A 12,654-nucleotide genomic window follows, 5' to 3' on the forward strand; every position below is an offset into this window, starting at 1 on the left:
GTAGAGGACGAGCCCCTCGTCATTGATCACCGGAACCTGCCGCTTCGGGTTGAGCGCCAGCACTTCGGGGTGGCGCGGATCGTAGCCAGTCACCTGGTTGAACGGCACCATGATACGCTCGAAGGCGAGGCCCTTCTCCCGCAGCGCGATCTCGACCTTGCGGGAGAACAGGCTCAGAGGCCCGGAATAGAGAGTGATCATGGCATCGCTCCTGGATTGCTGGAGCGATCGTCTCAGGCCGGATCGTCAACCCGCGTCAGCAGGCGTTTCAGCGCGCTTGATCTTCCCGGCGATGCCGCGCAGCAGCCAGGGCAGCAGGTAGATCGGGAACTGCGCCAGCGCAAAATACAGGAAAGTYGTCTGCGGCACGCCGGCCCCAAGCGCCGCAACCAGCAACCCCATGTTCCGTTGACCGGTGCCATAGCCGATCATGAAGCGTTCCGAGCGCTTGAACATCCGCAAGGCGAGTGTCGTGAGCAGAAGGCCGGCGGCGGAAACCGAAAAGGCGATGGCCAGGAACAGCATGACCTGTCCGGGATTGGCCATGGCTGTCCGCGTCACGCCATCCATCGCCGCAATGGCAAAGATGAAATACATCAGCACGCCAAAGCCATCGAGATTGGCCTTCATCGCCCGGATCCGGGCTGCGCCGAGCCAGTGCCGCAGGATCGCCGCCACCACCATGCCGCCGCCGACGAACAGCACGAGACGGAGCGTCAGCGCCCAGCGATCGAGCGGCACGGCAGCCCCCGCCAGCAGCTCCACCACCACCGGGGCCACCAGCGGACTGAGCACCGTGGTCACCACCACGCCCGCGATGATCAGCGAAGGCTCGAAGCCGTAGAGGATCGCGACCGCCGGCGAAGACATGATCGGCGGCGCCGCGCCCATGATGGCAAGCCCGAGGATCAGGCCGGGATCGAGTGCCGCGCGACCGACGAGCAGGAACGCAGCGCCGATCAGCACCGCCGGGCCGAGAATGAGCCACAGGCAGGTGACGATCAGCTTGCCGGGACGGCGGATCAGCCCGGTTATGATGCTGAAATCGGCGCGCAGGAAGACGACCGTGGTGAAACAGAAGATAGTGACCGGCAGCAGCGGCCGCGCCGCCGCCGAGAACTGCGGCAGTGCCAGCCCCAGAAAGATTGAAAGTGCGAAGCCCTGCGTGCCGTAGCGGCCGAGAAGGGCAAGGCCTGCAGCGAGGAAGGCGGCGAAACGCGAGAGCATGAAGGCCTGAATCGGTGCGACAACTGCGCCACACTGGCCGATCCCGGCGCCGGCGTCACCCGCCGTTCGGGAAGACCGGTTCTGCGTGGCGCAGAATCTTGCGCGGAAGGGAACAGTTTGTAAGCGCAGCGCGCGATCCGCACCTGGTTGGCGCAAAACTTGCGAAACTTTCGCCGTTCGACCGCAAAGATACACCATGCCGCTGACATCGCGGCGCAGAGCGGTATTTTGAGCGCGGCAACAGGGCTGACAGGAGCGTAAAAATGCGGACCGATACGATTGTTCTCGGCGCGGGGATCGTCGGCATCTCGGTGGCGCTGCACCTGCAGAAGGCCGGCCGGTCCGTGTTGCTGGTCGACCGGCGCGGACCAGGCGAGGAAACCAGCTATGGCAATGCCGGACTGATCCAGCGCGAAGGCGTTTATCCCTACGGCTTCCCGCATGATTTCGGCGCCTTGTTCCGCTACGCGATGAACAACACCATCGACGCGTCCTATCATTGGAACGCGATTCCCAAGCTCGCGCCCTTCCTGCTGTCCTACTGGCTGCATTCGCGCCCCTCCAAGCACGAGGCGATCGCTCACCAATACGCCACCCTGATCGAGCATTGCGTCACCGAGCATGACGCGCTCGCGGCCGAAGCCGGGGCGACGCATCTGCTGCGCCGCAAGGGCTGGATGAAGGTTTTCCGCTCTGCGGCCGAGCAGGATGCAAGGCTGGCCGAGGCGGCCAAGTGGAACAAGGAATTCGGGCTGAACTACCGCCCGCTCGATGTCGCGACGCTGCGAGCCGAGGAGCCCCATCTCGACCAGAGCCTGATCGGCGGCCTGCACTGGACCGACCCGGTCACGGTGATCGACCCGCTTGGCCTGTCGAAGGCCTATGTCGCTCTGTTCGAAAAGCTCGGCGGACAACTTGCGCAGGGCGATGCCGGCACGCTCGCGCAGGACGGCCAGGGTTGGAGCATCGCGCTCGCCGACGGCACCCGCGCCAGCGCACATGACGCAGTGATCGCGCTCGGCCCCTGGGCCGATGTCCTGACCAACCGGCTCGGCTACCACCTGCCACTCGCGGTCAAGCGCGGGTACCACATGCACTACAAGCCGCTCGGCAACGCCGTGCTGAACCACCCTGTCCTCGACACCGAGCGCGGCTATTTCCTGGCTCCGATGGTGAAGGGCATTCGGTTGACCACGGGCGCCGAGTTCGCGCTGCGCGACTCGCCAAAGACGCCGGTTCAGCTCGCTCGCGCAGAACCGATCGCCAAGACGCTGTTCCCGCTCGGCGAGCGGGTCGATGCCGAGCCCTGGCTCGGCAACCGCCCCTGCACGCCTGATATGATGCCGATCATCGGCCCGGCGCCGAAGCACCGCAATCTCTGGTTCTCGTTCGGTCATGCCCATCACGGGCTGACGCTGGCCGCAGTGACCGGGCGCATGGTTGCCGAGATGGTGACCGGCGAGAAGGTCTTCGTCGATCCTGCCCCGTTTGCACCGGCCCGTTTCACCTGAGGCGAAGATGCCGTCATTCCCGGGGGCGCTTGCCGCCGCCGGGAATTATGCTTCGCCAGGAGACCGGGTCAGGCTCGGGCCTGACGCCGCACGCACCAGACAGCGAGCCGGCATGCGTCATCGCCCCTCGCCTCGCCTGCAAAGCCCTGCCACGATCCCCACCGTTTCGAATCCCCTCCAAGGTGCGCCATGGCCCTCGCCAAAACTCCAGTCCAGGACAATGCCTATGCCGCGGCGCTCGCTCTGCTCGAGCGCGCCCCGCTGATCGACGGCCATAACGACCTGCCCTATGTGATCCGGCTCGATGCCAAGGCGAAGGGCGATGTCGCGGCCTATGACCTGACCAAGGTCCATCCCGAGACCGACACCGACATTCCGCGCATGCAGGCGGGCAAGCTTGCGGGCCAGTTCTTCGCAGCCTATGTCCCGCCGAACCACCCGAAGCCCGCCGGCTTCGCGCTGGCCCAGATCGCGCTGATGCAGAATGTACTAGCGAAGCATCCGAAGGTCTTCCGCCCGGGCCTCTCCGCCGCCGATGTCGAGGCTGCGAAGGCCGAGGGCAGGATCGCCCTGTTCATGACGATCGAGAACGGCTCGGCGATAGACAACGAGCTCGACGCCCTCGATGCTTATTCAGCCCTTGGCGTGCGCCTGATGACGCTCTGCCATAACGGCACGCATGACTGGTGCGATTCGGCGACCGATGCCCCGCGCCATAACGGGCTTTCCGCCTTCGGCAAGGACGTGGTCCGTCGCATGAACAGGCTCGGCATGATCGTCGACCTGGCCCATGTCTCGCCGAAGGTGATGCATGATGCGCTCGACGTCAGCAATGCGCCGCTCGTCTGGTCCCATTCGAACGCGTTCACGCTCTGCGACCACCCCCGCAACGTGCCTGACGATGTGCTCGATCGCGTCGCCGGGAACAACGGCATCGTCATGGCGACCTTCGTGCCTGACTTCATCAACCAGGCCTCGCGCGACTGGCACCGTCCCGCCAAGGACCAGTACGGCAAGACACCGGACGGCATGGACTACAAGAAGGCCGAGGCAGAGATCGTCGCCAAATCCGGCCCGCGCCCGACGGCGACGCTGGCGCAGTATTGCGACCATCTCGACTATCTCGCCAAGCGCATCGGCTACGACCATATCGGCATTGGCTCGGACTTCTTCGGCGGCACCGCGCCGGAAGGACTGGAGGACAACTCGACCTTCCCGGCCCTGATCGCCGAATTGATTCGCCGTGGCTGGTCGGAAGAGAACCTGGAGAAGCTCGCGGGCGGCAACATGCTTCGCKTGATGCGTGCTGTGGAGGCGGCGGCGGAGCGCTGAGGCGCTCCCCTGCCGTTTCGGGGTCCCGGCGGGGCCCGAAAGGACCAAAACAGGGCGCCGGCCATGCAGTTCAGGCCGCAAGAATACTTGCGCGGCTCATGGCCGGACCCCGCCTCCAAAGGTCTCGTACAGAAAACAAACGCGCGCCGATCGATCAATTTCAGCTTTCTTAACGCCGAAATGCCACGGAGCTGCGCAGCTCCAGCTGTTGCGAGCGCTTCGAGGGCCGATCAGCATGACGTTAGGTAATATTCGTATCAGCATCAAGATCGCAGCTGCGATGCTGATTGTCGGGTTGATTGGCGTGGCCGCGACGATTCTTGGCAGCGTGCAGTTGAGCAAAGTCGACAGCACTTATTCCGAGCTGATCAATTCGCGCAGCAAGGCGACGCTTGCCACAGCCCGTTCGGCGCGCGCCGCAAATGATATTCTGGCTCAGGCCTACAAGGTCATTGCCTATCCTCGCGAGACGGATGGTGCGCGCAATGCCCAGAGCCAGTTGCAGCGCTCCTATGGTCAGGCGCTCGAACTGCTGAAGGAGGGACAGTCCCACCTTCCGGAGCGGGCCGCCGAATACGATGCCCTGACCAAGCAGGTCACCGACATCAAGGTGGGCGTCGATCGCGCCCTCTATTACGGCGCCAATGACGAAAACGAACGGGCGTTGGCCGTGATGGACGAACTCGACGGCAAGCTCACCGCGGTCGTCCGCAACATCACCGATTTCAACAACATGCTCGGAAAGGATACCGAGACGACCAGCGCAAGGTTGAGCTCGGAGACTAAGCGCACCATCGCCATTGTCATYGGCGGCAGCCTGCTTGGCCTGTTGATTGGCCTGGGTGGTGCGATGTGGATGTCGGCGAAGAGCATCACCGGCCCCTTGGCCCGGTTGAAGGGCACGATGGAGCGGCTCGCCGCCAGCGATTTCGATGCCGAGATCGAGGGCCAGACGCGTCGCGATGAAGTCGGCGAAATGGCCCGGGCCGTGCTGATTTTTAAAGAAAACGGCCTCGAGATGCGCCGGCTCGAAGCTCAGACCACCGAGCAGGAACGCCTGACCGATGCAGAGCGTCGCCGCAACGAGGCAGAGCGCCAGCGCGTCGAGGCCGAGCGGGCGATGCTCGCTAGGGAACAGCAGCATGTCGTCGGGCTGCTCGCCGCTGGCCTGGAAATGCTCGCTCAGGGCGATCTGACCTACCGCATCGACGACAATGTCGCAGCCGACTATCTCAAGCTCCGCGACGACTTCAACCGCGCGGTGAACCGCCTCTCCGAGACCGTCGCGACGATCCAGACGACCTCGGTCGACGTCGCCAATGCCGCACGCGAGATCAATATGGGCGCCGACGACCTCTCGAAGCGCACCGAGGAGCAGGCCTCCTCGCTCGAGGAAACCGCCGCGACGACGGAAGAGCTCGCCGCATCCGTCAAGGCATCGGCCTTGTCGTCCCGCCAGGCCGTTCTGCTGGCCAACGAGGCGACCGAAGTTGCAGAGAAGGGCGGTGCGATCGTCACCGATGCCGTCGCCGCGATGGCGCGGATCGAGCAGGCCTCGCGCAAGATCTCGGATATCACGTCGGTGATCGACGAGATCGCCTTCCAGACGAACCTGCTTGCGCTCAACGCAGCCGTCGAGGCAGCCCGCGCCGGCGATGCCGGCAAGGGTTTTGCGGTGGTCGCCTCGGAGGTCCGCACCCTGGCCCAGCGCTCCTCGGAAGCGGCCAAGGACATCACCTCGCTGATCAGCGAATCGGGTGTCGAGGTCGCACAAGGTGTCGGACTGGTCCGTTCGGCCGGCGAGGCGCTCGGAAAGATTGTCGAAGCCTCGAAAAAGGTCTCCGCCACTGTCTCAGACATCTCCGCAGCCTCGGCCGAGCAGGCCAACGGCATCGATGAGATGAGCCAGACCGTCGCCCATATGGACGAGATGACCCAGCAGAACGCAGCCCTCGCCGAGGAGAGCGCCGCGTCGGCCAGCTCGCTCACCGGCCAGATCCAGCGCTTGAACGGCCTCGTCTCCAGCTTCCGGATCAAGGAAGAACGGATACCGCAGCAGCGCAGGATGGACACCAAGGTGGAGGCCGGGTTCGGCTTTGGCCTGCGCCGTAGCGCTTGACGCCGCTCTTGCCGCAGGCTGATAGGATCGGGCTTTCGAGCCCGGTCCCAGAACCGGGCGAGACCGATATCACAGAGTACCCGATGACCGGCTCAGGCACTGACCGCACCCGCCCCGCCACGCGAACCCCCGCCCCGGTCATCATTCTGGTCGAACCGCAAATGGCCGAGAACATCGGCATGAGCGCTCGCGCCATGGCGAATTTCGGCCTTTCCGAGATGCGACTCGTGGCCCCTCGCGATGGCTGGCCCGCCGGTGGAGGCCTCAAGAAGGGTGCAACCGCCGCAGCCTCCGGTGCGACCCATATCCTCGAGAATGCCCGGCTCTACCCTGACGCCGCCGCCGCGACGGCCGATCTCAATCATGTGCTCGCCACCACCGCCCGCGAACGCGGCCAGATGAAGCGCGTCTTCACGCCAGCCGAGGTGATGCCGTCCCTGGCCGAGCGTGTCGGCGGCGGCGAGCGCGTCGGCATCCTGTTCGGTCGCGAGCGCATCGGACTGACCAATGAAGAGATCTCGCTCGCCGACGCGATCCTGACCTTTCCCGTCAACCCGGCCTTCGCCTCGCTCAATCTCGCGCAGGCCGTGCTGCTGGCCGGCTACGAGTGGTTCAAGACGACGGATGGCGAGCCGCCCTTCCGCGAGAACAATCCCTCCCCGCCCGCGACTCGTGAGACGGTGTTTTCGATGTTCGGCTATCTCGAAGGCGAACTCGAGCGCTGCGGCTTCTTCCCGCCCGGCAAGAAGCCGGTCATGACCGCCAATCTGCGCGACATCCTGCATCGCCTGGAGATGACCGAGCAGGAGGCGCGCACCCTGCGCGGCGTGTTCAAATCCCTGGCGGAGGGGCCCCGACATCCGCGCCCGGTGAAAGCCCCCGAGGGCGAATAGACGTTCCCCTTCGTGACGAACCGGAAGGGCCGGAGCATCCCTGCCCGGCCCTTCTTGTTACTCCGCCCGCGGGGTGACTCTAGAACTGGTACTTCAACGTCGCCTTCACCGTGCGGCCCGGCTCGGTGTAGTAGTCGCGCGCCTGGGCAAGCGTGCCCGTCGGAACGTTGACCGCATCGAAGTACTTGCGGTCGAAGATGTTGTAGACGCCGACCTGCAGCTCGATATCGGCGAGCTTCGTCGGCCGCCACCACGCCGAAGCATTGAAGAGCGCATAGCCCGGAGCCTTGAAACCGGCATTCGTGCCGGTCGTTGCAGCGACGTCGTCACGTGCGGCAGCGAGCTTGGTCGAGACCTCGGCGCCCCAGATGTCTGTTCCATAGGCGATTGCGACGATACCCTGCATCGGCGGAATCGAGTTCAGGAACGTGTCGGTGTCCTTGTTCTGACCCCGGGTATAGGCGAAGGAGCCGCGCGCCAGCCAGTTCTCGGCGAAGGCATACTGGAAATTCGCCTCGACGCCCTGGATCTCGGCCCGCGCGACGTTCCGCGGCCCCTGAATGCCGCCCTGCGGATAGAGTGCATTCGGCGGCGCGATCTGCACGGTCTCGATGAAGTTGCGGTAATTGGTGTGAAAATATGTCACCGAACCACCGAAGGCCCGGTCACCGAAGCGGAAGCCGACATCGATGCCGTTGCTGGTTTCAGGGCGCAGCGTGGGATCGCCGATGCGCAGATAGGTCCCAACCGCCCCGAAGCGGCCATAGAGCTCACTTGCAGTCGGCGCGCGAAAACCCTTCGACCACTGCGCGAAAGCTGTAACATCCTTGAACATGCCGGCGTCCTTGAGGACGTCGTATTCAAGCCGCACCCGCGGCGACCAGGCGCTGTCACTGGAGGACGGCGGCAAGCCGACCGGGCTGGAGCCGCCATTGGTGTAGGCCGGCGTGTTCTGCGGCTTCTCCTCATACCAGTCGAACCGAACACCGGGCGTGAGGCGCAGGCGGTTGTCGAGCATGCCGATCTCGTCATACGCGAAAACGCCGATCGCATTGCCGTCGACCTTCGGCTGGTCGGCCTGATTGGTGTGCAGGTTGTTGCAGGCGGTGAAGGCGCCGGTATAGGGGCGGCGGCAATTGTCGACACCGGCCGAATACTGGTTCAGCGTCGTCGTGCGCAGTTCGGTGCCGAGCGTGATGCCGTGCGAGAAGATGCCAGTCTGGAAGCTCTTCACGACATGGCCGTTGAAGCCGAAGGCCTCCTGCTCGGTTTCGTTGTTGCGGGTATAGGGACCGATGACGCTGGTGAAGCGGTAGGCTGAGACCAGCGCGTTACGCTTGACGTTCTGCCAGTAGAGATTGGCGTGGGCCTCGTCGAGGAAGCCACCCGGCAGCTTGTAATCATAGGTCAGCGAGACGCGCTGACGCTCGACATCCTCGCCGGTGTCATAGTTTCCCGGGCGGAAATTGCCGGTGGGCGACACGGTCGAGGTGAGGACGTTGACCTTGTCCTCGCGCTTGAACAACTCGCCGGTAATGCCGAACCGGTGCACATCGTCGACATAGTGCTGGATCTTCGCGAGCAGCCCGTATTGCGTGAAATCCGTCGGGTTCGGCATCGTCCGGGTCGGTCCGATGCTGTCGATCGTCCCCCTGTTGCCTGTTTCATGCCCGTCGCGGAAACTACCCTGGAGCAGGAAATAGGTCTGCTGGAGCCGCGCCGCGACTGCGGCACTGCCGAACCAGGCCTCGTCGGTACTGTCRTAGCCGGTCTTTGCGAGCGCACCGAACTGGCGGCCGCCCTTGATCAGGTCCTTGGGGTCGAGCGTTCGGACGGCAAGCACGCCCCCCAGAGCCCCGGAGCCGAGCACGCTGGCGCCGCTGCCGCCGCGCAGCAGGTCGAGCGTGGACAACGCATCGAAGTCGAAGGCGTTGGTCGAACTGCGATCGATCCGGGTGTCGGTCAGGAACGGCTGCCTGATGCCGTCGACCGTGGTCAGCACGCGCGGGCCATCGAGACCACGAATATTGATGCTGTTATTCTGGCGATTGAAGCTGATGCCCGCTTCGACCCGGTTGGCCAGGTCGGAAATGCTCTGGACCTGCTGCCTGTCGAGTTCTTCGCGGGTCGTGCGGGTCGTCGTCGGCCCGGCGATCAGCGGCGCACCACTGATTCCCTCCCCCTGCACGGTAATGGTGTCCAGAACGACGGGTCCCTCGGCCGATTGAGGAAAAACCGGCTGCTGTGCGGCCTGAACACGCTGCTGTGCACCAGCTTGTGACGCTGTCATCAACACAAGAACGCCAAGCGCCACGCCGCAACGCAGCCCGCCAGAATGCCCACCCATAGTCAGAACCCCGCCCCTGCCGGCGCTGCCAATGCATTGGATGCGCAGCCTGCAGTTTAAAATTGCTGAAAACTAAGCTTTATCAATTCAGTAAAGCCAGCACTCGATAGAAATAGAGTCGAATTCTGTCAATCGATTCTCAATCAAGGAAGTAACAATAGAATCCATCCAATGGAGAAGCGTTCTAATTTATATGTATTCTATACTGCAGACATCCCCCCGGAACTCAGCCCCGCTCGCGCCCTCCTCCCGATCTCGTGATTGCCGTGATCCGGCCGCAAAGCAGGTTGCGTATTGCAACGCACAAGCAGTCGCGCATCATGGCGCCAGACCGCTGCGGACATTGTTGATGATGCTCGACCGCCGGACCTTTCTCATGGGCTCAACTGCGCTCGCCGCAGCCGCTGCGGGCGCGCCCGGCCCTGCCTTGGCCGGCGATCTCGATGTCGTCGTCATCGGCGCAGGCGCAGCCGGAATCGCAGCCGCACGCGAACTGAAAGCGGCGGGACGCCAGGTCGTGATCATCGAGGCCCGCAACCGGGTCGGTGGCCGTGCCTTCACCGACACCTCGCTTGGCGCCGCCTACGACGCCGGCGCGATGTTCATCCACTGGGCGGAGCGAAATCCCTGGGTGAAGATCGCCGCCGATCTCGGTATCCCGACGCCGAATGAATCCTGGGGCGGCGGCTTCCAGGTTTTCGCCAACGGGCAACCGATGTCGGATGCCGAGCGGGTCAAACGGCGCGGTGCCTTCAGGCAAATCGACCGCAAGCTCGAAACCGTCGATATCTCGAAGCGCGATCTCTCGGTTGCCGAGCTGCTCGGAGACCTCGGCCCGGATATGACGCCCGTCGCCACCTCCGGGTTGCTGCTCTCGATCGGGGAGGAATCCGATCGCATCTCGGCGCGCGACTACCAACGCCTGTGGAGCGGCGACGATTTCGTCGTCCCTTCGGGCTACGGCAATCTTGTCGCGCGCCATGGCGAAGGGCTCGATATCCGCCTTGGCGAACCGGTCGAAGCCATTCGCTGGGACGGGCCCGGCGTCGAGATCACGACGCGCTCGGGAACGCTGAAGGCACGCGCCTGCATCGTCACCGTGCCGGTCGGCGTTCTGAAGGCCGGCGACATTCGCTTCACGCCTGCACTGCCTGCCCGAACCCGCGACGCCCTGAATGGAATCGGCATGGGCGCCCTCACCAAGATCGCGCTCAAGGTCGAGGGTGATCGCTTCGGCATCAAGCCCGGCATGAGCTATCTTGAAGCCGGTTCACCCAAGGCGATGATGAATGTCGACCTCTTCCCGGACGACAAGGACATCGTCATCGCCTATTGCGGCGGGGACTATGCGCGCGACCTTTCCCGCGCGGGAACCGCCGCCGCACGGGATCATGTGACCGAGCTTTTGGCCAAGATGGTCGGCGCGAGCTTTCGCAAGGCCGTCACCGGCGTGTCATTCCCCGCCTGGTGGACCGATCCGTTCTCGCATGGCTCCTATTCGGTATGCCGCCCCGGCTTCGAGGCGGCCCGGGACAGGCTTGCCGAGCCGATCGGCGGTCGCATCTGGATCGCGGGCGAGGCGACGGCCGGCGGCGGTGCGATGACGGTCGGCGGCGCGACCTTGGCGGGGCGGGCGGCGGCGGCGGCCGTGGCGCGGCTGAAGGCTTAGCGTCCCAGTTCCAGCTCCCAGTTCTGCCCCACCAGATCCTGCCCGAAGGAATGGTGCGCCTCCTCGGCGATGAGCCTGAAGCCGGCGGCAAGATAGATACCACGCGCAGCGTGCAGTATATCATTGGTCCACAGGATCATGCGCCGATAACCAGCCGATTGCGCGAAGCCGACCGCCTCCTGCACCAGCGCCTTGCCGAGACCGAGCCCCTGCCCGCGCTTCTCGACCAGCACGAGCCGAAGTTTGGCGACCTCGTCCGACTCTCGAACTACGAAGGCCGAGCCCACGGGCATCCCGTCCAGTTCCGCAATGAAGCAGCGCTCCTTGCCAGGCACGAAGTCCCGCAGGAATTTCGCCGCGATCTCCGCGACCAGCGCTTCGAAGCTGATGTCCCAGCCATAGTCTTCCGCATAGAGCCGGCCATGCGCCGATATCACCCAACCGATATCGCCGGGTCTGTGCTCGCGGATGAGCGGTTGCCACTTCCGCTCGCAGGCTCCTGACAATAGCCGCTCGGCGGTTCCCAGCGCCTCGACCAGATCCGCCTGTTCAGCCTGTCCGAGCCGCGCCAGAATCGAGCCGGCCTGATCGCGCGACGCTTCATCCAGCGGCCGAAAGGCGTCATGCCCCTCTCGCGTCAACAGCAGGTGCGAAGCCCGCCCGTCGTCGGGAGAACGCTCGCGTCTCAGCCAGCCGGCAGCAGCAAAGCCCTTGAGAATGCGGGAGAGATAGGCGGGATCGAGGGCAAGCTCGCGTGCCAACTCGCTTGCGAGCCAATCGTCACGTTGAGCCAACTCATAGAGCACGCGCGACTCGGCCAACGCGAAACCGGAGCCGTGCAGGCTGCCACCAAGTGCTCCAATCCAGCGCGTGTGGAAGCGGTTGAAGCGTCGGATCGCAGCGATCGCGGGGCTATCTGTGGCGGCCATGATGATCTCCGAGGATCAGGATCGTGCCAATTAGTGGACAGAGTCAATTAAATAGAATCATGGCGGCCAGGAGTTCCTTGACCACTCCTTAACCGGGCTCTGGCCCAATGAAGCGCTCATCCATCTCCTGTGCAGGCGCCGACGCATGCGGGTCGATCTTCTGGCCGGAACAGCCTATGGCGCAGCCGTGATGCCACGCCGCCAACCCACCATTCTGGTCTTCGATTCCGGGCTGGGCGGCCTGACAGTGCTGGCCGAAACCACGCGCGCCCGCCCGGACGCACGCATCGTCTACGCCGCCGATGACGCCGGCTTCCCCTATGGCCGGCTCAGCGAGGCGGAGCTTGTCGACCGCGTCCTGCAGGTCATGGAGCGGCTGATTGCGCGCTGTCATCCTGATCTTGTGGTGATCGCCTGCAACACCGCCTCGACTCTGGTGCTGCCGGCGCTGCGCGCCCGCTTCACCATCCCCTTCGTCGGCACCGTCCCGGCGATCAAGCCAGCAGCCGAGACCACCCGCAGCGGACTGATCTCGGTCCTGGCGACGCCTGGAACCGTCGCCCGCGACTATACGCGCGGCCTGATCGAGGCCTATGCGGCGCGCTGCGAGGTCACGCTGGTCGGCTC

Annotated in this window: 10 protein-coding genes; 6 read left to right on the forward strand and 4 right to left on the reverse strand. The window is 64.5% G+C overall.

The genetic code is table 11. From position 1 onward, the window contains the following. Both AC1DRP_RS28015 and AC1DRP_RS28020 read right to left on the reverse strand, forming a co-directional pair. The coding region (locus AC1DRP_RS28015) for a glutathione S-transferase family protein (protein WP_476770156.1) at positions 1 to 201 on the reverse strand (201 nt) is incomplete at its 3' end. A 45-nt stretch (positions 202 to 246) separates the two neighbouring features. Then, the gene (locus AC1DRP_RS28020) at positions 247 to 1,227 is read right to left on the reverse strand and encodes a hypothetical protein (protein ID WP_441506203.1); all 981 of its coding nucleotides are present in this window, start codon (positions 1,225 to 1,227) and stop codon (positions 247 to 249) included. Positions 1,228 to 1,490: 263 nt separating this feature from the next. Between AC1DRP_RS28020 and AC1DRP_RS28025 the strand changes: the two genes are divergently transcribed. The 4 genes from AC1DRP_RS28025 (at position 1,491) to AC1DRP_RS28040 (ending at position 7,082) form a co-directional block, all read left to right on the forward strand. Next, positions 1,491 to 2,738 carry an NAD(P)/FAD-dependent oxidoreductase gene (locus AC1DRP_RS28025; RefSeq protein ID WP_441506204.1) on the forward strand — a complete coding sequence of 416 codons (1,248 nt, stop codon included), beginning with the start codon at positions 1,491 to 1,493 and terminating at the stop codon, positions 2,736 to 2,738. 189 nt (positions 2,739 to 2,927) lie between these two features. Further along, complete coding sequence (locus AC1DRP_RS28030) at positions 2,928 to 4,070, forward strand: dipeptidase (RefSeq protein ID WP_476770157.1); 1,143 nt, start codon at positions 2,928 to 2,930, stop codon at positions 4,068 to 4,070. Positions 4,071 to 4,305: 235 nt separating this feature from the next. Then, positions 4,306 to 6,189, forward strand: coding sequence for a methyl-accepting chemotaxis protein (locus AC1DRP_RS28035; protein ID WP_441506206.1), 1,884 nt, complete (start codon positions 4,306 to 4,308; stop codon positions 6,187 to 6,189). Positions 6,190 to 6,272: 83 nt separating this feature from the next. Continuing rightward, positions 6,273 to 7,082, forward strand: coding sequence for an RNA methyltransferase (locus AC1DRP_RS28040; protein ID WP_441506207.1), 810 nt, complete (start codon positions 6,273 to 6,275; stop codon positions 7,080 to 7,082). Between the two features lie 79 nt (positions 7,083 to 7,161). On the opposite strand, the gene AC1DRP_RS28045 is transcribed toward AC1DRP_RS28040, so the two are convergent. After that, positions 7,162 to 9,372 carry a TonB-dependent hemoglobin/transferrin/lactoferrin family receptor gene (locus tag AC1DRP_RS28045; protein WP_476770158.1) on the reverse strand — a complete coding sequence of 737 codons (2,211 nt, stop codon included), beginning with the start codon at positions 9,370 to 9,372 and terminating at the stop codon, positions 7,162 to 7,164. Positions 9,373 to 9,778: 406 nt separating this feature from the next. Between AC1DRP_RS28045 and AC1DRP_RS28050 the strand changes: the two genes are divergently transcribed. Next, a complete protein-coding gene (locus AC1DRP_RS28050; protein WP_441506209.1) occupies positions 9,779 to 11,098 on the forward strand; it encodes a flavin monoamine oxidase family protein in 1,320 nt (439 codons plus the stop codon). On the opposite strand, the gene AC1DRP_RS28055 is transcribed toward AC1DRP_RS28050, so the two are convergent. Beyond that, a complete protein-coding gene (locus tag AC1DRP_RS28055) occupies positions 11,095 to 12,027 on the reverse strand; it encodes a bifunctional helix-turn-helix transcriptional regulator/GNAT family N-acetyltransferase (RefSeq protein WP_476770159.1) in 933 nt (310 codons plus the stop codon). The genes AC1DRP_RS28050 and AC1DRP_RS28055 overlap by 4 nt on opposite strands. Positions 12,028 to 12,172: 145 nt before the next feature. On the opposite strand from AC1DRP_RS28055, the gene AC1DRP_RS28060 reads away from it, so the two are divergent. Then, positions 12,173 to 12,654: aspartate/glutamate racemase family protein (locus AC1DRP_RS28060; RefSeq protein ID WP_476770160.1), on the forward strand; the 482-nt coding region annotated here is incomplete at its 3' end.

The sequence above is a fragment of the Allobosea sp. 01N443 genome (assembly GCF_056399325.1).

Coding starts and splice junctions, on each gene's coding strand:
- AC1DRP_RS28025 (WP_441506204.1), top strand. CDS start 1,491: ATGCGGACCGATACGATTGTTCTCGGCGCGGGGATCGTCGGCATCTCG.
- AC1DRP_RS28040 (WP_441506207.1), top strand. CDS start 6,273: ATGACCGGCTCAGGCACTGACCGCACCCGCCCCGCCACGCGAACCCCC.
- AC1DRP_RS28050 (WP_441506209.1), top strand. CDS start 9,779: ATGATGCTCGACCGCCGGACCTTTCTCATGGGCTCAACTGCGCTCGCC.
- AC1DRP_RS28055 (WP_476770159.1), bottom strand. CDS start 12,027: ATGGCCGCCACAGATAGCCCCGCGATCGCTGCGATCCGACGCTTCAAC.